The 20,208-nt window shown below is 59.6% G+C and carries 19 protein-coding genes, 2 pseudogenes and 1 other annotated feature; of the genes and pseudogenes, 12 read left to right on the forward strand and 9 right to left on the reverse strand.

Annotated features, from left to right (window positions below; genetic code table 11):
- Positions 1 to 13: 13 nt before the first annotated feature.
- Both BPHYT_RS07790 and BPHYT_RS07795 read right to left on the reverse strand, forming a co-directional pair.
- Entirely contained in the window at positions 14 to 1,423 is a 1,410-nt protein-coding gene (locus BPHYT_RS07790) for an MdtA/MuxA family multidrug efflux RND transporter periplasmic adaptor subunit (RefSeq protein WP_041758854.1), read from the reverse strand.
- A gap of 367 nt (positions 1,424 to 1,790) precedes the next feature.
- On the reverse strand, positions 1,791 to 2,627 hold the full coding sequence (locus tag BPHYT_RS07795) for an IclR family transcriptional regulator (protein ID WP_041758372.1): 837 nt from the start codon (positions 2,625 to 2,627) through the stop codon (positions 1,791 to 1,793).
- Between the two features lie 525 nt (positions 2,628 to 3,152).
- On the opposite strand from BPHYT_RS07795, the gene BPHYT_RS07805 reads away from it, so the two are divergent.
- Positions 3,153 to 4,288 (forward strand): IS3 family transposase gene (locus BPHYT_RS07805; protein ID WP_238535650.1). Its coding sequence is split into 2 segments (ribosomal slippage): positions 3,153 to 3,411 and positions 3,411 to 4,288, totalling 1,137 coding nucleotides; the frame shifts between segments, so codons are not numbered across the junction.
- Positions 4,289 to 4,341: 53 nt separating this feature from the next.
- Positions 4,342 to 4,467, reverse strand: a sequence feature (AL1L pseudoknot).
- On the opposite strand, the pseudogene BPHYT_RS07810 reads toward BPHYT_RS07805, so the two are convergent.
- Positions 4,379 to 4,646 (reverse strand): annotated as a pseudogene (locus tag BPHYT_RS07810) (IS3 family transposase); the annotation flags it as partial. Its footprint overlaps the feature before it by 89 nt.
- A 408-nt stretch (positions 4,647 to 5,054) precedes the next feature.
- Here BPHYT_RS07810 and BPHYT_RS07815 point away from each other — a divergent pair.
- From BPHYT_RS07815 to BPHYT_RS07830, 5 genes and pseudogenes are all read left to right on the forward strand, one after another.
- Positions 5,055 to 5,426: a phosphonate transporter gene (locus BPHYT_RS07815; RefSeq protein ID WP_012432606.1), complete on the forward strand. Its 372-nt coding sequence runs from the start codon at positions 5,055 to 5,057 to the stop codon at positions 5,424 to 5,426.
- 2 nt (positions 5,427 to 5,428) lie between these two features.
- On the forward strand, positions 5,429 to 6,763 hold the full coding sequence (locus BPHYT_RS07820) for a sensor domain-containing diguanylate cyclase (protein WP_012432607.1): 1,335 nt from the start codon (positions 5,429 to 5,431) through the stop codon (positions 6,761 to 6,763).
- 66 nt (positions 6,764 to 6,829) lie between these two features.
- Positions 6,830 to 7,621: an EAL domain-containing protein gene (locus BPHYT_RS07825; protein ID WP_012432608.1), complete on the forward strand. Its 792-nt coding sequence runs from the start codon at positions 6,830 to 6,832 to the stop codon at positions 7,619 to 7,621.
- An 83-nt stretch (positions 7,622 to 7,704) separates the two neighbouring features.
- A pseudogene (locus tag BPHYT_RS38920) lies at positions 7,705 to 7,836 on the forward strand (IS5/IS1182 family transposase); the annotation flags it as partial.
- A 35-nt stretch (positions 7,837 to 7,871) separates the two neighbouring features.
- Positions 7,872 to 8,144 carry a hypothetical protein gene (locus BPHYT_RS07830; protein ID WP_012432609.1) on the forward strand — a complete coding sequence of 91 codons (273 nt, stop codon included), beginning with the start codon at positions 7,872 to 7,874 and terminating at the stop codon, positions 8,142 to 8,144.
- A gap of 71 nt (positions 8,145 to 8,215) precedes the next feature.
- Here the strand turns inward: BPHYT_RS07830 and catC are convergent, their stop codons facing one another.
- The 3 genes from catC to BPHYT_RS07845 form a co-directional block, all read right to left on the reverse strand.
- A complete protein-coding gene (gene catC / locus BPHYT_RS07835) occupies positions 8,216 to 8,518 on the reverse strand; it encodes a muconolactone Delta-isomerase (protein WP_012432610.1) in 303 nt (100 codons plus the stop codon).
- A 93-nt stretch (positions 8,519 to 8,611) separates the two neighbouring features.
- Entirely contained in the window at positions 8,612 to 9,739 is a 1,128-nt protein-coding gene (locus BPHYT_RS07840; protein ID WP_012432611.1) for a muconate/chloromuconate family cycloisomerase, read from the reverse strand.
- Between the two features lie 105 nt (positions 9,740 to 9,844).
- Positions 9,845 to 10,768: a LysR family transcriptional regulator gene (locus BPHYT_RS07845; protein WP_012432612.1), complete on the reverse strand. Its 924-nt coding sequence runs from the start codon at positions 10,766 to 10,768 to the stop codon at positions 9,845 to 9,847.
- Positions 10,769 to 10,942: 174 nt separating this feature from the next.
- Between BPHYT_RS07845 and catA the strand changes: the two genes are divergently transcribed.
- The 5 genes from catA to benD all read left to right on the forward strand — a co-directional run bounded on the left by catA (position 10,943) and on the right by benD (position 15,668).
- Positions 10,943 to 11,878: a catechol 1,2-dioxygenase gene (gene catA / locus BPHYT_RS07850; RefSeq protein WP_012432613.1), complete on the forward strand. Its 936-nt coding sequence runs from the start codon at positions 10,943 to 10,945 to the stop codon at positions 11,876 to 11,878.
- Between the two features lie 112 nt (positions 11,879 to 11,990).
- Positions 11,991 to 13,349 (forward strand): Rieske 2Fe-2S domain-containing protein, encoded by a 1,359-nt coding sequence (locus BPHYT_RS07855; RefSeq protein WP_012432614.1) that lies wholly within the window; start codon positions 11,991 to 11,993, stop codon positions 13,347 to 13,349.
- Positions 13,346 to 13,834 carry a benzoate 1,2-dioxygenase small subunit gene (benB, locus tag BPHYT_RS07860; RefSeq protein WP_012432615.1) on the forward strand — a complete coding sequence of 163 codons (489 nt, stop codon included), beginning with the start codon at positions 13,346 to 13,348 and terminating at the stop codon, positions 13,832 to 13,834. Before BPHYT_RS07855 ends, benB begins: the two co-directional genes overlap by 4 nt.
- 38 nt (positions 13,835 to 13,872) lie before the next feature.
- On the forward strand, positions 13,873 to 14,895 hold the full coding sequence (gene benC, locus BPHYT_RS07865; RefSeq protein WP_012432616.1) for a benzoate 1,2-dioxygenase electron transfer component BenC: 1,023 nt from the start codon (positions 13,873 to 13,875) through the stop codon (positions 14,893 to 14,895).
- Positions 14,892 to 15,668, forward strand: a complete 777-nt coding sequence (gene benD, locus BPHYT_RS07870; RefSeq protein ID WP_012432617.1) for a benzoate diol dehydrogenase BenD — start codon at positions 14,892 to 14,894, stop codon at positions 15,666 to 15,668. The genes benC and benD overlap by 4 nt, the downstream gene beginning before the upstream one ends.
- Positions 15,669 to 15,764: 96 nt before the next feature.
- Here benD and BPHYT_RS07875 read toward each other — a convergent pair whose 3' ends face one another.
- Entirely contained in the window at positions 15,765 to 17,756 is a 1,992-nt protein-coding gene (locus BPHYT_RS07875) for an acyl CoA:acetate/3-ketoacid CoA transferase (protein WP_012432618.1), read from the reverse strand.
- 463 nt (positions 17,757 to 18,219) lie between these two features.
- On the opposite strand from BPHYT_RS07875, the gene BPHYT_RS07880 reads away from it, so the two are divergent.
- Positions 18,220 to 18,546 (forward strand): hypothetical protein, encoded by a 327-nt coding sequence (locus BPHYT_RS07880; RefSeq protein ID WP_238535639.1) that lies wholly within the window; start codon positions 18,220 to 18,222, stop codon positions 18,544 to 18,546.
- 201 nt (positions 18,547 to 18,747) lie between these two features.
- Here the strand turns inward: BPHYT_RS07880 and BPHYT_RS07885 are convergent, their stop codons facing one another.
- Positions 18,748 to 19,032 (reverse strand): hypothetical protein, encoded by a 285-nt coding sequence (locus tag BPHYT_RS07885; RefSeq protein ID WP_012432620.1) that lies wholly within the window; start codon positions 19,030 to 19,032, stop codon positions 18,748 to 18,750.
- 912 nt (positions 19,033 to 19,944) lie between these two features.
- Positions 19,945 to 20,163: a hypothetical protein gene (locus tag BPHYT_RS07890; protein WP_012432621.1), complete on the reverse strand. Its 219-nt coding sequence runs from the start codon at positions 20,161 to 20,163 to the stop codon at positions 19,945 to 19,947.
- Positions 20,164 to 20,208: the final 45 nt, after the last annotated feature.

Consider the following 20,208-nt stretch of genomic DNA (forward strand, 5'->3'; position numbering starts at 1 on the left):
AAGTGCCGTGCCTTTATTGCGAGGCTTGCGCCGCGTGTTTGCCATGATGCGCGTGGGCGCCAGATGCGCCCGATGAAGCGGCCGCGCCGCTTGCCCCACGGGCACCCGATGCGCCGCGCGGCTTGTCGGCCGGAATCGTGATTTTCGCGCCTTCCTTCAGGCGGTCCGAACCGTCGATCACGACGCGCTCGCCCACCGCCAGGCCGGACTTGATGCTGGTGCGTTCGCCATCCACGGGGCCGATCTTGACCGGTCGCACGGTCACCGTGTTATCCGCCTTCACGACGTACACGAACTGTCCCATCGAGCCGTTCAGCACGGCCGGCGTCGGCACGATCACGGCGTCCTTGATCGTATCGACCAGCAGGCGCGTATTCACGAACTGATTGGGGAACAGCAGGTTCTTGCTGTTCTGGAAGATCGCGCGCAGCTTGACCGTGCCGGTGGTGGTGTCGATCTGGTTGTCCAGCGTTTCGAGCATGCCGCCTTCGAGCGACGTGGTATTGCTGCGGTCATACGCCGTGACCGAGAGCTTCGCGCCCGACTGGGTCTGCTGGATGATCTGTTGCAGGTTGTCCTCAGAGGTCGTGAAGATCACGCTAATCGGCTGCAATTGCGTAATCACCACGATGCCGTTAGTGAGGCTCGGCGTCACGTAGTTGCCCGGGTCGACCTGGCGCAAACCGACGCGCCCCGACACTGGGGCCGTAATGCGCGCGTAGACGAGGTCGAGCTTGTAGGTGTCGACGTTGGCCTTGTCGGACTTCACCGTGCCTTCGTATTGACGCACCAGCGAGGCCTGCGTATCCACCTGCTGGCTGGCGATGGAGTCTTGCGAGAGCAGCGTCTGGTAGCGCTTCAGGTCGAGGCGGGCGGTTTGCAGCAGGGCCTCGTCGCGGGCGAGCGTGCCTTGCGCGTTGTCGAGCGAGATCTGATACGGGCGCGGGTCGATCTGGGCCAGCACGTCGCCCTTCTTGACCATCTGGCCTTCCTTGAAATACACCTCCTGCAACACGCCGCTCAACTGCGGCAGCACGGTGACGTTGGCCAGCGGCGTGACCGTGCCGAGGGCGGTTAGCACCACCGGCATCTCGCCCTGCGTCGCGGCAGCCACGTGAACCGGCTGCGGCATATTGCCCATCGCGCCACCTCGGCCAGCGCGCCCGGCGCGGGCGCCGCTCGCATCGCTGGCGCCGGCCGCGCCGCTCGCGCCGCCGCCGGGACCGCCCCATGGATGCCAGCGCCACAGCACCACGCCGAGGATGACCAGTGCGGCGATGATCAACGCGATATTACGGCCGCGGTGCCGCTTCACCATGCCTGGCGGCGGAGTCGATGTGCCGGCGGGGCCGCCGTGCGAGGACGGTTGGGAAGCCGGAGGAACAGGGCGTGTGGTTTCCGAATGCTTTTGTTGTTCGTCCATCGGTTCGGTCAGGTGACTGGCTTGGATGTGAGCCGCTCGCGCGTTCGTGCCGTTCTTTGACAGTTCGGCGGACCGGCACGCGAATGGCATGACAGGCAGTTTCGACAGCGGGTGCACCGCGCATGTTCAGCGCGATCCTACCGGAGGCGCGGGACAGAGATGTTAACGCAATGCGGCATCGAAACAGGCGGCCGGAACGTTATCGAAGGAGAAAACGGCAAGCCGGGCGCGCGCGTCCCGCGACAGGAAGGCATGATCCTACGTCGCGGGCTCTGTAACAGTCCACCCGCGTATTTTTCTTTTGATTACGAAGGTTACAGGATTGCTTGCAAACCCTTCGCCGCACGTCGGCGAACTTGCGTTCGCTTCAGGTATCGAGGCGGCGCCCCGGCGTGCCGCCGATCTCCAGCACGATTCTGGCGACGCACTCGAGCAGCGCCGGCGCCGCGCGCGAGATCAGCCAGTCGCGCGGGCACTGGTCGGCTGAGCCGCCGCAATTGACCGCGTAGCGTTCGCCCGACGGTCCCGTGAAACCGAGTGCGATTGCGTTGAGTCCGTCGTACCATTCGCCCGTGGCGATCGCGAAGCCGCGCTCGATGGTTTCCTGTAATGCGTTGTCGAGCCGGCTGCCGACATGGCCCCAGTCGTCGCCTTCAGCCGCCTGCAAGCCGATCAGCAATTTTTCCCGCTCCGGCTCTTCGAGCGCGGCAAGATAGGCGCGGCCGATGGCGGTGCGGCTCAGATTCATACGCGAGCCGATCTCGAGACGGGACACCAGCACCGCCGAACGCGGGCGGATCGCGTCGATCACCACCATGTCGAGGCGGTCGCGCACGGCGAGATGGACGGACAACGCCGTGCGTTCGGCCAGTTCGATCAGGAATGGCCGCGCGCGAGCACGGATGTCGAAGTTGCGCAGGAAGCCGTTGCTCAGCTCCAGCACCGACGAGGTCAGCACGAACCGCTCGCTGTCGGGCAGGCGAAACAGGAAACCCGCGCTGACCAGCGTGGCAGTGATTCGCGAGACGGTGGGTTTGGGAATGCCGGTCAGCTCGGTCAGTTCGCGGTTGCTGAGCGGCGCGTCGGCGGCGGCGACCGAGCGCAGTACGGTCAGGCCGCGCGCGAGGGCGGTCACTTCGTCGCCGGAGCCGTCTTTGTCTCTTGCCGGGTCTGCCGCGGTTCGGGAGGGCATGGATCGGTTCATATGTTTTTTGGAACTTTATTTCAATTTCTTTCTTCGCGGCCCCGCCGACGACCGTCTCTCAAGCGCCGGTCGCGGTCCCAAAATGGGGCATCAAAAGTGATTTTTCATCAGAAGATTCATTGTATCGGAATATTTTTCCGCCACGAATGAAGCTTCTTTAGATTTTGCTTGACTTAGTCAGCATAACCATAAAAAATGGAATCTCATTTCGAAAGACGGTTTCAGGTTCCGCATTTTGAAGTTTCGAACCTGCCGTGGCCCGCACGAATGTCTGTGTCGAGTGTCTTCTCATAGTCCACCGCAACAGTCCATGTCGCGCTTCTTACAAGCGTCGCATCGCAGGCCAAACTTTCGAATACCGTCTCTCAGGTTCTAGCACGGCCCTCGGAATGGCTAGAACTTTTTAAGGCGTCACGGCAACGTGACGCCTTTTTTTTTTGCGCGTATGAGCGCACCACAAAGTGTAGTGGTCCAATGGTCCTGGACATCTCTAAAGGGGATAATTCTCCAACTGAGGTGAGAGACATGGGCAGACGGAACCTGACAGACGAGTTCAAGGCTGAGGCAGTGCAACTGGTGGTTGCGCAGGGCTATCCAATCACCAAGGCCTGCGAGGCGTTGGGCGTGGGCGACTCGGCTTTGCGGCGCTGGGTGGCGCAGTGGCGTGCGCAGCAGGCTGAGCCGCCACGCAGCGACGTGCAGATCCAGCGCGACCAGCGACGCATCCGTGAGCTGGAAGCGCGCGTGATGGAGCTTGAGCGGGAGCGCGAGATACTAAAAAAGTCTACGGCCTTCTTCGTCAAGGAAATGGATCGCTCCTCGAAGTGATCCGTTCGCTGAAGAAGGCCTGGCCGGTGAGTCTGATGTGCCGTTTGCTGAAGGTGCCGCGAAGCAGCTATTACGCCTTTGCTGCGCGGCCGCCCAAACCGGGCGCATCGCCTCCACTGCTGAAGGCCGTGCGTCAGATTCATAGCGAAAGCCGCAGCAGTTACGGCAGTCGCCGGATGGCGCAGGCACTGCAGCAGCAGGGTTATGCAATCGGACGCTACCGGGCGCGTTCACTGATGCGCGAGGCGCAACTGGCTGTGGCCAGGCGGCGAACGCACCGGTATCGCAAGGCCGAGGGTGAAGCCCTGATTGCACCTAACCTGCTTGAGCGGCAATTCGAGCCGGGCGCGATCAACCGGGTATGGGCAGGCGATATCACGTATGTGAGAACGCGTCAGGGGTGGTCCTATCTGGCCATCGTGATGGATCTGCACTCGCGCCGCATCGTAGGCTGGGCGTTCGCCTTGCAGGCGGATACGGAACTGGTCATCCAGGCCCTACAGCAGGCCCGGCAGAAGCGGCGCCCGGCAGCCGGGCTGATGTTCCACTCCGATCAGGGCTGCCAGTACACCAGCGAGCGCTTCGTGGGCGATCTGAAGGCGAACGGGATCGTCCAGAGCATGAGCAGAAAGGGGAATTGTTGGGACAACGCGGTGGTCGAGCGCTTCTTCAGAAGCCTGAAGAGTGAATGGATTGGCGAACAGGAATACGGCAACCACGAACTCGCCCGCCGCGATATCGCGGGCTACATCGCAGACTTCTACAACTACCGGCGCATTCATTCGGCGGCAAACAATCTGCCGCCAGTGCGGTACGAAACTTCGATTTATTGAAAAAACCCTTTGTGGGTGTCCAAAGAGGCTTGACCACTACAAAGTGTGCTTCAACGGGCAACGGTCGTTTCGCGCACCACAAAGTATGCTCGGCTCGACCCAGAAGGTGTCGCGATGCTGATCGATGAAGCCTTCAGGACTTGAAACGGCGGTCGAGTTCCGCCTGGGTGAAAAACGCGCTCGCGACTTTAGGAATCTCGTTGGCACGACGCAACTCCTCGACTTCGCGCTCCAGGGCCTTGAGGCGCCCCCACTCGTCTTTGGTCACGCCATCGCGCTCACTGTGGTCGCGCTTGACGCACTCGTGCAGTGTCCGCGGTGTACAGCCGATCATCGGCGCAATCGATTTGACCGCAGCCCGCGCGAAGACCCATCCGCGTGAACCATCGCGAGGTTCGGGCATGGCAGACAGCATGACTTTCGGCACGTGGGCGAATGCAGGCTGGCATGTTATGCGCCGGCATAGCTCAGCGCCATCCATTTCAGGCATCTGCCAATCGGTATCGATAAGCGTGGGCAATTCATGGTGAAAGGCATCGCAGCGCGATAAGGTGCCGGGGTATCTGCCCGGATGTCCAAGCCCCGCTTACGGCATTCTGAAACGTATCAATCGCTCCGCTGCTAAAGTTTTACAGTAATCGGACGATAACTGCCTTATCGCGCAAAATCATCACGATTGAAGGTCTCGCTCCATTTACAGGAGCTGGTGCAACAGGATGGTTGGGTAGAGTAGTTTTGTGCGGAAAAACCGGGTATAGGACAGAGCGTGGACAACGAATTCGAAAGTGTGCGGATAGCAGAACTGGCCATGCTGGACGCGGACCGGTTAGACGGGGTGCCATTTGGCGTCATCGGATTTACCTCGGATGCACTTGTCACGGTCTATAACGCTACTGAATCGAAGAACGCCGGATTGCGGCCAAAGATGGTGTTAGGGAAGCATTTCTTCGGAGAGGTCGCACCGTGCATGAACAATTTCATGGTGGCGCAGCGCTTCGAAGATGAGGACGTACTTGACGACATCGTTCCCTACGTTTTGACCTTGCGCATGCGTCCGACGCCGGTGCGGCTCAGGCTCCTGAAAGCCACGGATTGCGCGACACGGTTTGTCCTGATTGAGCGAAGGGCGACAAATTGAGCATGGTGAATCCAGATACGAGCGACCTTGAGTCCGAGTACGAGGCGTTGCTCTCTTTCATGTATCTGTCCCCCGTCGGGATTATCCGCAGCGACCTTGCGGGCTTTGTGGACATGTTGAATCCACTTGCCGCGCAGCTTCTCATGCCTCTTGTCAAAGACGGCGGTATCGAGAATATCTTCGACAGCCTCGCGTCAGTGGCGCCAGAGCTTCGCAATCTGGTGGCTAGCTTTGAGGGCGAGCGGGGGGCAGTGTGTGAAAACCACCGGGTGTTTGTGACACCAGCGAGGGATGGAGCGGTCGTCCTCGCATGTTCCATCATTAAGGTCGGTGCAAATCTGTTGATGACAGTGCTAACAGACATTTCCCGACAGGTCGCCGCTGAGCGTCGCGCACGGCAGACAGAGTCATGGCTCGCCGGAATCTACACGAGTGTCAACGACTTTGCTTTCTTTTCGCTTGATGCTGAAGGGCGCATCGAAAGCTGGAATCCATCCGTTGAACGCTTGACCGGTTTTGACGAGACAGATGTCGTTGGGCACACGCTCTCTCGTTTTTATGCCCGCGACGAGATTGTCTTGCACCGTTCACCTGAGCATATCGCGCTAACACGTGACGAAGGTTGGCATGTGGAGGAGTTCTGGTGTGATACGAAGACCGGTCGGCGTTACTGGGGGCAAGTTCTCATCGCAGTGCTCCGCGAGGAGGGAGATGACATTTCAGGCTATTCGGTGGTCCTGAGAGACGTGACGGAGCGCAAGGTAAGCAGCGATAACCTCGCGCGTCTACTTACGACCGACCATCTGACTGGCGTATCGAGCCGAGCCCACTTTTTTGAAATTGCGGAGGCCGAGGTGGCACGTGCCGAACGGCACGGCCGTGCATTGTCGGTCGTTATGCTGGACGCGGATTACTTCAAGCGTATCAACGACACGGCCGGGCACCAAGCGGGTGACGAGGTTTTGAAACGCATCGCTGGCGAAGCAAAGGGACTGTTACGAACGTCCGACACGGTGGCGAGGCTCGGCGGCGAGGAATTCATTCTGATGCTGCCGTCTACGACGACCAGCGAGGCGGTGGCGGTCGCCGAGCGATTGCGCGTTGCGGTCGAGCGGGCACGAATCGACACTGCGGTCGGGACATTGAAAGCGACAGTGAGTCTTGGCGTCGCAACCGTAAGCACCGCAAACCCGACGCTGCAGAGCTTGCTAGCCGCTGCTGACCGCGCACTTTATGACGCGAAAAGAGCAGGGCGAAACTGCGTGCGCGGAGAGATGTTGAATTCAATGGACGTTTCCTGTTCTCCCTGCGAAGAAGGTAGTATGGGTCAAAACTGACCGCTGCCCGCGACGGGGTCAATGGTCGCAATCCCAAACAGCAAACATTGGGGGCGTTAGACAGAGATGGATTCAGTGAAGATTCATAGCCACGACGGAAGTAACGGACAATCGCAAAAATGTTCCGGGTGCAGCGACGCAACGCCACTGCCTGTCGAGATTGATTTTGCATTTCAGCCCATCGTCGATGTGAGCGCCAAGGCCGTGTTTGCATGCGAGGCGCTCGTGCGTGGTGCGCACGGGGAATCCGCGCATTCGGTGCTGTCGCAAATCGATGACGCGAAGAAGTATCAGTTCGACCAGCATTGCCGGCAGGTTGCTATTGCCAGCGCCGCCGCGCTGGGTCTTGACGCGTTTCTCTCCATCAATTTCATGCCCAACGCGGTCTACAGGCCGGAGGTGTGCATAAGGAGCACCCTGGACGCTGCGCAAAAGCATGGCTTCCCGATTGAAAAAATCATATTCGAGACGGTCGAGGGAGAACATCTGGCGGACCGCTCACATCTCGTCGAGATTTTCAGGGTATACAAGAAATTTGGTTTTCTGACAGCAATCGATGATTTCGGAGCTGGTTACTCGGGACTCGCGCTCCTCGTGGACTTCCAGCCCGACATTATCAAGCTCGACATGGAACTCCTCCGAGGCATTGACCATGACTCGGTGCGTCAGCGCATCGTACGAGGTGTGATTTCAATATGTGACGACCTCGGCATCCGCGTGGTCGCGGAGGGCATCGAAACCAAAGGGGAGCGTGACTTCTTCGTTGCACATGGCGTTAGCCTGATGCAAGGCTATTTCTTCGCGAAACCCGGTTTCAAATCGATTCCGCAAATCGATACGGCCGCGTATTTTCCGTAACGGTGAATACGGCCACGTTGCGGCGCGCGTAAGAATACTTTGACGCGGCTTCGTGGTGAGGCAAGCACTCTTGCCGAGCGCGTGTCCTGCGCGGCCAGGACACGGATGTGTACGCTGACGCTGGCTATCAGGGTATCGAAAAGCGCCGCCAGGCGAACCCGGTTCGCTGGCATGTCGCGATGCGACCAGGCAGCCGTCGACAACTGGACTTGAACGCTAAACTGGTCCGAGCAACCAGAAGGAGACTCGGATGATACGCAAGACGCTCAATGCCTCGCAGCTTCAGCAGGAAGTCAACCGGCGAATTCATCGGCTGCAGGAAATCGTCGAGGACGGCGTGAAGATTCGTGTGCCGCGGCCGCAGTTGCAAGAGCCTGACAAGACAGGCTGCAACTGGAACATGACCCACTTCGGCAACGCGGTCGGCTTCGAGCGCGACATCGAAGGCGTGCTCAAGGCCGTGCGTGCGGAATACAACCTTAATACCGAAGTGAAAGACACCGGCAACCCGTTTGGGGACTAACCGCGAAAGACATCGGTTCGTTGCTGGTTTTCGATAGCGCTGCCACTCGTGACGCTTGCCATTGCCCGCTTTTACTTTTCGGTGCCGGCGCACTGCCGTTCAATAGACGACGGGTGGCGCGCGAGCGCGGTCACCTTCATCGTCATATATGGAAACAGCGGCAGGCCTGCAAGGATGGTGTGCAGTTCGTCGTGCGAATCGACATCGAAAACGCTGTAGTTCGCATACTCGCCGACAACGCGATGGAGTTGCTGCCACTTGCCCTGGCGCTGAAGCTCTTGCGAGTACGCTTTTTCTCGCGCCTTGATTTCGTCAGCCTGGGCTACGGGCATGTCGTGTGGCAGGTGTACGTCCATTCTTACGAGATATAGCATGTGTTTCTCATTCGAAAAAGTAAGGATCTCTCAGGTTCGCCGGCGCACTAATTGGAATGGGTTGTCGTGTCCGGTGCTGGATTGACTCTGCGCTCAGCTATTTTTGTCGCGTCGATAGAAAGCGAGCTTGTCTTCGTCGATATGCAAGCCCAGACCAGGCCCTTCCGTCAGATGAAGATCGAAGTCCCGATACTGCGGGCGCGCAGTGACGATGTCGTCCTTCAACAGGAGCGGTCCAAACAGTTCGGTGCCCCAGGCAAGTTGCGGCAGAGCGCTGAATCCGTGTGCCGATGCAATCGATCCGATGCTGCCCTCGAGCATCGTGCCGCCATACAGGGACACGCCGGCTGCATCCGCAATGGCCGCCGTACGCATCATTCCGTAGATTCCGCCGGACTTCGCGATCTTCAGCGCAAACACATCCGCACAGGCACCGCGCACAAGTTCGAGGGCATCCTCCGGGCCTGTCACCGCTTCGTCGGCCATGATGGGTACGATGAAACGCGATGCCAGTCTCGCCAGCGCGCCGCGCTGCTCTCGCGGAGTAGGCTGCTCGATGAGGTCGATACCGGCAGCTTCGAGCGCTGCAATGCCTAGCGCCGCGTCAGCCTCGTTCCACGCCTGATTGACGTCGACAGTGACTTTGGCGCGCTCGCCGAGCGCCGCTTTGATTTTCGACACGTGGGCCACGTCATCACGAACGCTACGCCTGCCGATCTTCAGCTTGAACGTATTGTGGCGACGTTCGGCGAGCAGCGTTTCCGCTTCATCTATATCGCGTTGGGTATCGCCGCTTGCGAGCGTCCACAGGACCGGAAGCGTCTTGCGGACAGCGCCGCCAAGAAGCGTCGAAACGGGAACGCCCAGGCGCTTGCCCTGAGCATCCAGCAAAGCCGTCTCGATTGCGCACTTGGCAAACCGGTTCCCTCGGGCGACCTTGTTCAGCTTGAGCATTGCGTCGTTGATGTTGGTCGCGTCCAGCCCAACGATCGCCGGTGCGAGATAGGTGTCGATGGTCAGCTTGATGCCTTCGGGACTCTCGTCGCCGTACGACAGGCCGCCAATCGTAGTCGCTTCGCCAATACCCTCGACGCCATCGCTCGAGCGTAGCCGGACGATCACCAGGGTTTGTTGCTGCATCGTCGCCATGGCAAGCTGGTGCGCGCGGATGGTTGGGAGATCAACCAGAATCGCTTCGACAGAGGTGATTTGGACGTTCATACCGGGAATGTTGGAGTGGAGAGGTTGCTGAAGTATTGCGTGTGCAATGACCGCCTGTCCAACACCGTCGACGTCTAGTGCCATACCTCCGGGGTATGGCGGATATCACGGCCCCGAATCGTTACGGGGTGCAAAGCTTATTTTTTCCTCCTCGTACAGCCGATAGATGAGTTCGAGCATTTCCCGAATGTCGCGCGACTCGTCGAGCGCACGCATGCTCATGATGATGGGCGAAACCAGAGTAGGGTCGTCCAGTTCCTTGTAGCTCACATCGTCTCGCTTCAGGCCGTACACGCTGCTCGGGACCACTGAAATTCCTTCGCCCGCCGCCACGAGGCCTAGCGCAATTTGCAATTCCCGTACTTCATAGATCCGGCGAGGCTTGAGACCGCGGTCTTCGAATGCCGACAGCACCTGGTCTGCGTAACTGGGGCGCGGCGCCTTGGGGAAAATGATCAGCGTTTCGTTGACCAGGTCGCTGAGAGCGAGGACGGGCTTGGCCAGTGAGAGTGGATGGCCCTCCGGGAACGCAACGATCATCTTCTCCTCGCGAAGAATCACCCGGCGGATGTTGGGGTCCTCGTGCCGAATGCGACCGAACCCGACATCGATCTGACCGTCCTTGAGTGCTCGAATCTGATCCATCGTCGACATCTCGTGAAGGCTGAGTTCGACGGTGGTGTTCTCGTCGCGGAAGCGCCGGATGATTTTGGGCAGCATTCCATACAACGTCGAGCCGACAAAACCGACGGAAAGACTGCGCTCGATGTTGCCCACTCGGCGCGTCATGGATTCGAGTTCGGACGTCTGAGCCAGTAACTGGACGGCGTGAGCATAGAAGAACTTGCCCGTCTCGGTGAGCTTCAACGGACGCGAATCACGCTGGAATAGCTGCACCTCGAGAATCTCTTCAAGCTGCTGGATCTGACGGCTCAAAGGCGGTTGCGCCATGTTCAGCCGCTGGGCCGCGCGCGTGAAATTGCGTTCCTCGGCCACGGCGACGAAATAACGAAGATGCCGCAGTTCCATTTCAATACCTCGTGGATATAGGCCGATACTAAATCAGTGTTGGACGAGGCCTTCTGACGTCCATTATTCTGCATTCACACTCTGTTTCAGCACCCATTATACCTCTCAGGCATACTCAAACGGGCGCTAAACCAAGGGTTTACCCCATCAGAAAATAGAGATTCAGGAGCAGACATGAGCGTCAAAGTGTTCGATACGAAGGAAGTGCAAGACCTGCTGAAAGCTGCTGCCAACGTGGGCAGCCAGGACGGCGGGGCTCGCGCAAAGCAGATCGTCAATCGCCTGCTCGGCGACCTGTTCAAGGCCATCGACGACCTCGACATGACGCCCGACGAAATCTGGGCCGGCGTCCACTACTTCAACAAGCTCGGACAGGACGGCGAAGCTGCGCTCTTGGCTGCCGGTCTCGGTCTGGAGAAATACCTCGACATCCGCATGGACGCGGAAGACAAGGCGGCTGAAATTACCGGCGGCACGCCGCGTACCATCGAAGGTCCGCTGTATGTCGCCGGTGCGCCCGTGCGCGAAGGCGTGTCGAGAATCGATATCGATCCGGACGAGGACGCCGGCCCGCTGGTGATCCGCGGCACGGTGACCGGCCCGGATGGCAAGCCCGTCGCGGGCGCGCTGGTCGAATGCTGGCACGCTAATTCGAAAGGCTTCTATTCGCACTTCGACCCGACCAGCAAGCAGAGCGAATTCAATCTGCGCGGCGCGGTTAGCACCGGCGCCGACGGCAAGTACGAGTTCCGCACGCTCATGCCGGTAGGCTACGGTTGCCCGCCGCATGGCGCGACCCAGCAACTGCTGGACGTGCTCGGCCGCCATGGCAACCGTCCGGCGCACGTGCACTTTTTCGTCACGGCCGACAAGTCCCGCAAGCTGACGACGCAGATCAATATCGAGGGCGACCCGTTGATCTGGGACGACTTTGCTTACGCCACTCGCGAGGATCTGATTCCTCACGTGGTTGAAAAGACCGGCGGCACCGCGCTGGGAATGAAGACCGATGCGTATAAGGAAATCCAGTTCGACATCGAGTTGACTCCGCTGATTCAGGGCAAGGATAACCAGCTGGTGCATCGTCCGCGTGTGTCTGTCAGCGCCTGAGCGCTGAACGCGGCCGCTACGTCGTACCACCGCTGCCGCTCAATCCTTAGCAAGAATCTTTCGATACTGATGCGCATGCTCCATGACCCGGAGCACGCGTAGGAGAGCACTCATGTCCGCAACTTTCGACAAAGCCTCGCAACTCGATGAACTGCTGCACACCGCGGTTCAGGACGACAAGCAGAACGGTGTATTCCGTTGCCGCCGCGACATCTTCACGAACGCTGAATTGTTCGAACTCGAAATGAAGCACATCTTCGAGAGCAACTGGGTCTATCTCGCACATGAAAGCCAGATTCCCAATAACAACGACTACTACACCACCTGGATCGGCCGCCAGCCTGTCGTGGTCACTCGCGACAAAAGCGGTGAACTGCACGCGGTCATCAATGCCTGCGCACACAAAGGCGCGATGCTGTGCCGCAAAAAGCACGGCAACAAAGGCACTTTCACGTGTCCTTTCCACGGCTGGAGCTTCGCCAACACCGGCAAGTTGCTGAAAGTCAAAGACGTGAAGACCACCGAATATCCGATTCAATTCAATACCAATGGCTCGCATGACCTGAAAAAAGTCGCACGTTTCCAGAGCTATCGCGGCTTCCTGTTCGGCACGCTCAACGCGGATGCGATTCCACTCGAGGACTACCTCGGCGAGACGAGAGTCATCATCGACCAGATCGTCGACCAGGCCCCGGACGGGCTGGAAGTGTTGCGCGGCAATTCATCGTATATCTACGACGGCAACTGGAAGGTGCAGATGGAGAACGGTTGCGACGGTTACCACGTCAGCACTGTGCACTGGAATTACGCCGCGACGATGGACCGGCGCAAGGTCGAGGGCACCAAGGCCGTTGACGCGAATAGCTGGAGCAAGTCGGTAGCCGGCGTGTACGGCTTCGAGCACGGCCACATCCTGCTGTGGACCAAGACGATGAACCCGGAAGTGCGACCCGTCTATCAATACCGCGACGAAATCAAGGCACGTGTGGGCGAGGTGAAGGCGGACTTCATCGTCAACCAGACCCGCAATCTTTGTCTGTATCCGAACGTGTTCCTGATGGACCAGTTCAGCACGCAGATTCGCGTCGTACGTCCGATCAGCGTGGACAAGACCGAAGTCAGCATCTTCTGTTTCGCGCCGAAGGGGGAGAGCGCATCCGACCGGGCTACGCGCATCCGCCAATACGAAGACTTCTTCAACGTCTCCGGCATGGGCACCGCGGATGACCTCGAAGAATTCCGAGCCTGCCAGGCAGGCTATGCCGGCACTACTGCAATGTGGAACGACCTGTCGCGCGGCGCGCCGCTGTGGGTCGAAGGCGCCGACGCGAATGCAAAAAATATGGGGCTGAAGCCGGTCATTTCAGGTGAGCGCAGTGAAGACGAGGGCCTGTTCGTCTGTCAGCACGAGTACTGGGTCCATGTGATGCGCGACGCACTCAGAAAAGAACAAGGGGAGGCCGTGGCATGAGCTTCGATCACCAGACAATTTGCGCGGTGCTGTTCCGCGAAGCGCGCCTGCTGGACGACCGTCAATGGGACGAATGGCTCGCCTGCTATACCGAGGATGTCACGTACTGGATGCCGGCGTGGGATGACGATGACCAGCTCACCGACGACCACGAGAGTCAGATTTCGCTGATGTATTACCCGGACCGTGGCGGCCTTGAAGACCGTGTGTTCCGCATCAAGACCGAGCGCAGCAGTGCCTCGATGCCTGAACCGCGAACCAGTCACAACGTCACCAATGTGGAAGTGCTGGCCGAGCGCGAGAACGAAGTGGACGTGCGCTACAACTTCAACACACTCAGCCACCGTTACAGAACCACCGACCAGTTTTTCGGCACGATGTTCGTCACTCTGCGCAAGGTCAACGATGAGCTGTTGATTTGCTACAAGCGCATCGTGTTGAAGGACGATTACATCCGCCAGGTACTCGACGTCTATCACGTTTGAGCGCAAACACCGCGGAATAGAGAAGTACAGGAGGCAAGATGTCCAGCTACAACATTGCACTGAATTTTGAAGACGGCGTGACCCGCTTTGTCACATGCAAGGCGGGCGAGAAAGTACTCGATGCCGCCTTTCGCGCCAAAATCAATCTGCCGATGGATTGCTCGGATGGCGTGTGCGGCACCTGCAAGTGCCGCGCCGAGAGCGGAAGCTACGACCTGGGCGACGATTACATCGAAGATGCGCTGAGCGAGGATGAGAAGGAAAGCGGTCTCGTTCTTACCTGCCAGATGGTGCCGGAAAGCGATTGTGTCATTGCGGTGCCGGCGTCTTCCACTGCATGCAAGACCGAGCAAAGCAAGTTCGCCGCGACCGTAACCAAGGTCGAAGCGCACAACGATGCGGCCATCGTGCTCGAACTGGACGTGGAGGCGGCCGCGCCGGTGTTCCTGCCGGGCCAGTATGTCAACATCGACGTTCCTGGCAGCGGTCAGCACCGTTCATATTCTTTTTCGTCGGCACCGGGCGAATCGAAAATCAGTTTTCTGATCAAGAAAATTTCTGGCGGCGTGATGAGCACCTGGCTCGAATCCGCGCAGGCAGGCAACAAGGTGGAACTGACCGGACCGCTCGGCAGCTTCTATCTGCGCGCGGTCGAACGGCCGTTGTTGTTCCTCGCCGGCGGCACGGGCCTGGCGCCGTTCCTGTCGATGCTTGAAGTGCTGGCTCGCACGAATTCGCAGCAGAAAGTTCATCTGATTTACGGCGTGACGCGCGACCTCGACCTCGTGCAGGTCGATGCAATCGAAGCCTACGTGGCGAAGCTGCCGAATTTCACATACAGCACGGTAGTGGCCGATACGGAATCGACTCACCCTCGCAAGGGTTGGGTGACGCAGCACATGCCGGCAGAGGCCGTCAACGATGGCGACGTGGACGTGTACCTGTGCGGCCCGCCGCCGATGGTCGATGCCGTGCGCAAGCATTTCGACGACAACGGCGTGAAGCCTAACAGCTTCCACTACGAGAAGTTCACTCCCAACGCAGCGCCGAGGACCGCATGAGCACGCAACGATTCGCTGGCAAGGTCATGGTGGTTACCGGCGCCGCGCAGGGCATCGGTCGTGCGGTAGCGCTTCGCGCAGCCGCCGAAGGCGGCAAGGTGCTGTTCGTGGACCGCGCCGACTTCGTGTCGGAAGTCGCCGCCGAAGCGCGCGGCGCCGAGACAGCGGGGTTTGTCGCCGACCTTGAAACTTACGAAGGCGCCGCGTCGGCGATGGCCTTCGCCGCGCGCACTTTTGGCGGCATCGACATTCTGGTCAATGGCGTGGGTGGCGCGATTCGCATGCGTCCCTTCGCCGAGTTCGAGCCTGCGCAGATCGATGCCGAAATCCGGCGCTCGCTCATGCCGACGCTGTACGCGTGCCATGCAGTCCTGCCGTATCTGCTACAGCGCGGACGCGGGACGATCGTCAACGTGTCCTCGAATGCCACGCGCGGGATCCGCCGCGTTCCGTATTCGGCGGCGAAGGGCGGCGTGAACGCGATGACGCAGTCGCTGGCGATGGAATACGCGGAGCACGACATCCGCGTGGTCGCCACCGCGCCGGGCGGCACCGATGCGCCTGCGCGACGTGTCCCGCGCAACGCGGCCGGCGATAGCGAGCAGGAAAAAATCTGGATGGGTGAAGCGGTGAAGCAGGTCACCGAATCGACCTTCCTGAAGCGCTACGGCAGCATCGACGAGCAGGCTGCGCCGATTCTGTTCCTCGCTTCGGACGAGGCGGGTTACATCACTGGAACGGTGTTGCCAGTGGCAGGCGGCGACACGGGCTGATTAGTCACGCTCGCCGGCCAACCGGCTCGCACGACCAGGAGGACCGGCACGCGGCCTCGGCCCCCGCAGGATCAGATGCGATGCGCGTCCCTCGGCCTAACGCGCCTCGTGTGACGATGCCTCCTCGGGGCTCTCATAAATATACGTAGCGACACTGCGCCGCTGCAGCGCGTCCCCCAGTTTCATGCGCAGGAAGCTGCTTGTCGTGTAACGCGTGACGTCGGAATAATATCGGGCGACGAGGCCATTCACCATTTCAGAATAAGCATCGATGACTTCGGGCGCGATCGAGAAATTGTCGTAGTTGACGATTGCGTGGGGCCGCACATCGAGGCCGGACAGGACCCGCTCGACCTCGGCTCTGACTGCTTCAACGTCGTCGACAGTCATGACCTTGTGGCCTTCGAAATTGATGAACAACATATTTTTGTCGGCGTCGTAGCTGAACCGCTCGCTGAGCGTCAGCCTCAACAGCATGGCTCGCAAACCCATCGGCTTGTTGTCGAAAATACGAGCGTCCATCAGCCGCGGCGGCGATTTGATGACGGGCGCAAAGCCCATCTGCGAAAGAATGTCTCGCTGAAGATCGACCCCCGGTGCAATCTCGACGAGTTCGAGTCCGTCGGGCGTGAGGGTAAAGACGCATCGCTCGGTAATGTAGAGCACGGGCTGCTGCCGTTCGCTGGCGTAACGGCCGCCGAAGGTTCGGTGTTCCACCGCCTCGACGAACTTCTGGCAGACGCCATCCTGCAGAATCTGCAGGCGCCCGTCCTTGATATTGACGTCTAGCTTGCCGGCGTTGAAGGTTCCGACAAACACCACTTTCTTCGCCGCCTGCGAGATGTTGATGAAGCCACCCGCGCCCGCGAGCTTGGGCCCGAACTTGCTGACGTTGAGGTTGCCTTCCCGGTCCACTTGCGCGAGCCCGAGAAATGCAATGTCAAGGCCGCCGCCGTCGTAGAAGTCGAACTGGTAGGGCTGGTCGATGATGGCGTCGGTATTGGTTGCCGCGCCGAAATTCAAACCCCCGGCCGGAATACCGCCAATGACGCCCGGCTCGGTTGTCATCGTGAAAAGGTCGCACACCTTCTCTTCGTTCGCGACGCTGGCAATCCCTTCCGGCATGCCGATTCCAAGATTGACGACGCTATTGGCCATCAGCTCGAACGAAGCGCGCCGTGCGATGACTTTCCGCTCTGTCAGTGCCATGCCCGGAATCGAACTCGTCGCAATGCGAAGCTCGCTCGCAAAACCGGGGCTGTACGACTCAGCGAAGGTTTGCCAGTGGTTTTCCTGTTTCGCGACGACAACGCAGTCGACCAGAATCCCGGGTATTTTGACCTGTCGCGGATTCAGGGTCCCCGCTTCGGCAATGCGCTCGACCTGAACGATCACGATGCCGCCGGAGTTGCGCGCGGCCATTGCGATGGCAAGGGACTCAAGAGTCAGCGCTTCCTTTTCCATCGTCACATTGCCGTTTGCATCGGCAGTGGTGCCCCGCACGATGGCGACGTCGACCGGAAATGTCTTGTACAGGAGGCAGTCGGCGCCGTTGACCGATATCAGGCTAACGAGGTCCTCCGTGGTGCGGGCGTTGAGCTTGCCGCCGCCGTTGCGCGGGTCGACGAAGGTATCGAGTCCGACCGTGGACAAATGACCGGGCCGATGCGCCGCGATATCGCGAAACAGCTGGGAAATGACGCCTTGAGGCAGGTTATACGCTTCGATATGGCCTTCGACGGCCAGGCGTTGAAGCCCCGGCACGAGCCCCCAATGACCACCGATAACCCGTCGAACCAGACCTTGATGGGCAAAGTGATTCAGGCCCTTGCGAGCGCCGTCGCCCTGACCGCCCGCGTAGACCAGCGTCAGATTGCGCGGGGCGTCGCTATCGTCAGGGGCCGAGTCGAGGAACAGTTGTTCCAGTGCGACGGCGATTTCTTCCGCAAAGCCAATGCCGACGAAGCCACCCGTGGCCACCGTGTTACCCGGACGGATCAGTCTGACCGCTTGCTGGGCGCTGACGATTTTGCCTCGCCCAATGTTGTTTGCGGTGGCGAGGAACGGGTGTTGAAAGCCTGCGCTCATTGATGTCTCCAAACCGCACCGTGGAGCCGGGCTCCGGCGCTATGTAGTTGTTCGGACCTGCCGCAGCGCGACTACGGTTTCCGTGCGTTGGCTGGTGTATTGGCATTCGTCGTCGGCGGGGAGCCGGCTTTGCGAATGAAGTCGCGGCTCACTCGTAAGAGTACACGTCTCGCGCGGTCGCTTTTCGAACATCGATGCAGTGGATTCGGGGATGAGCGGGGACTTTGGATTGCATTTCCGCGGCGCGCGGATCAGCACAGAACGGGTGCCTCGCCGTTCACTTGCGTGCATCCGACAAACGTTATTGCTCCCGAACCAGGCAGACCATAGATGCAAAACGGGCAAAAGATCGGTTATTGAGCGTTTGCTCCGGTCGGCACGCAACTTGCGTATTGGCACGCAGCGTCATCAAAAACCTTGGTCTTTGTCGTTGACTCGGCGGGTGAATGCAAACGTCCCGGCTATGTTCGTTTTCTTCGGGAGAGCCGGTTCACGACCATTCGCTTTTAGCAGCGAGAAATTGCAGGGGGGCTTTATGCTTCGGTCCACGCCAGTCATCGCCAGCAAAACCGTCGGCGGCGAAGAAATTCACGCTGAGTTCCTCAGCGATACGGGACGGCTGCGAATCATCGGCGGCGTGACAGTGCGGGCGGAATGGTTTCCGCCGTACTCCTGGTTCGCTATTGCATCTGTTGCGGGATACAGCCGATGGGGTACGCGGCCGGATGAAACGGACTTGCTGCGGCTCATTGAAAACTTCATGCGCTTGCCAGTGCAGTTGGCGATATGAACAGAAGGGTGCGCGCAACCGGCGAGGACGCCTTCCGGTTGGCCCCAAGCAACGTTCTTCTGGCCCGGAAGTGTCACGGAATGTCGGTATACGAAGCCGACCGCGGGAAGCTGAATCCCCACCCGAGCTAGCGAGTCATCGCAAACAAGTTGCCGGGCGCGCAGACGATGAACCTTCTCGCGCCGGCACACTTGCAGGCATTCATTGCATGGTTTTATTGGGCGCAGTGTCGTAGTCGGGAGTCATGCCGGGCATATCCTTATGCGCCGTGTCCGCGCTCCTGCTCATGTCGCCGGGAACGCGGTTCCAGGGGCTCGAGACGGGCTCGCTGTGGTACGTCATGCCCGCGGTCGCGGCACCGTGCGCACCGCCGCCGCCAGACCCGCCGTTGCCGTTCCCGCCGGCCTGTGCAAGCGTCGCGGCGCACGCGCAGAGTGACACGACAGCAATACGCGCGAACAGAAGTTTCGTCGCCAACTTTTCCATGGTGTTTCTCCTTTGATGCAGGCGCGTGCGTCAGCCACGCCGAAGTCTCGTATGCCGCTCAAAGATGACTGGTTGCGCAGCGGCGAATCGCAAGCAGCTACTCCAGCGCAATCAGGGCAGATTGTGTGTCCCGATGCGAGGCATGCAGGTGAGTCGTGGCCCGGCGCCGAAAATGACAGCGTTACGCCGAATTCGAACGCCTGACGCCGATTGCGTGTTCTGTTACTTCAGCATCGGCAGAGAGCGTGACAGCGTGTCAGCGATGAACACAGTCCTGTATTTCATGGCGTATTCCTCCAGAGTCGCCACGCTTCATTGTGTGGGCCTGACTGTATATACGAGGAATATTCGTGATTGGATTCGAACAGAGGTGTGCGCCTGTTCACGTCGCGTTACGGCGTGCCATTCTTCCGAACGGTTAACGCGCCGCGCGGCGCCGCTACGCTGGCGCGAGCCGCGTCGAATCGTTGGCGGGACAACGCGATGTATTGTCACATTCAGTTGCTATACAGGATGGGCAATCCGCGAAGGAGGTTGATTTGGACGTCCGAAAGTCAGCGTTAAACGTCGAGAGCATAACGAAGCATCCGTTTGAGAGTTGCTTCGTCGACCTTGGTGGGCACTCCGCAGAACGAGCGCTCACTGTGCTTACGGCAGCGGTGCATGCCGCTCAACGTGAAATGAATGCCTGTGACTGGATTACTCACGCGCTTCCCGGTGCGACTCTCAAGCCGGCCCTGGCATTCGGCACAGTTGGCGAACTGTACCGCTCATACACGAGACCCGCTGAGCTGGGGCGCTTGAAAGGCGTATTGCGCTCCTGACCGCTGACTGGGAGCGACGTCGCGATAGCTTGCACGCAGACGAGCAGTGCATGGCTGCGGCGTTCTCGCCTGTTGTACGGCTGGCGCTTCAATACTCGCTGGCGACCCGCTTCACATAAGCGTCGACCTGCATATCGATCAACGGAGTCGCGGTCACCGCCACGGCAACGTCATCCGACTCGGGCAGCAGTCCAACGAATGCTGCGATGCCGGCGCCGCAGAGCACCGCAATAGAGATAGCCGCGGCGGCGACGAGTGAAGACGCACGCAGCGGAATGGAATTAACGAAACCCTGCAAAACGCACATGATGGCAACCTCCGTTGAGGCAGCCATAATTGCAACGATCGTGCC

Origin of the sequence: Paraburkholderia phytofirmans PsJN, assembly GCF_000020125.1 — a bacterium.
Classification (GTDB): Bacteria; Pseudomonadota; Gammaproteobacteria; order Burkholderiales; family Burkholderiaceae; genus Paraburkholderia; species Paraburkholderia phytofirmans.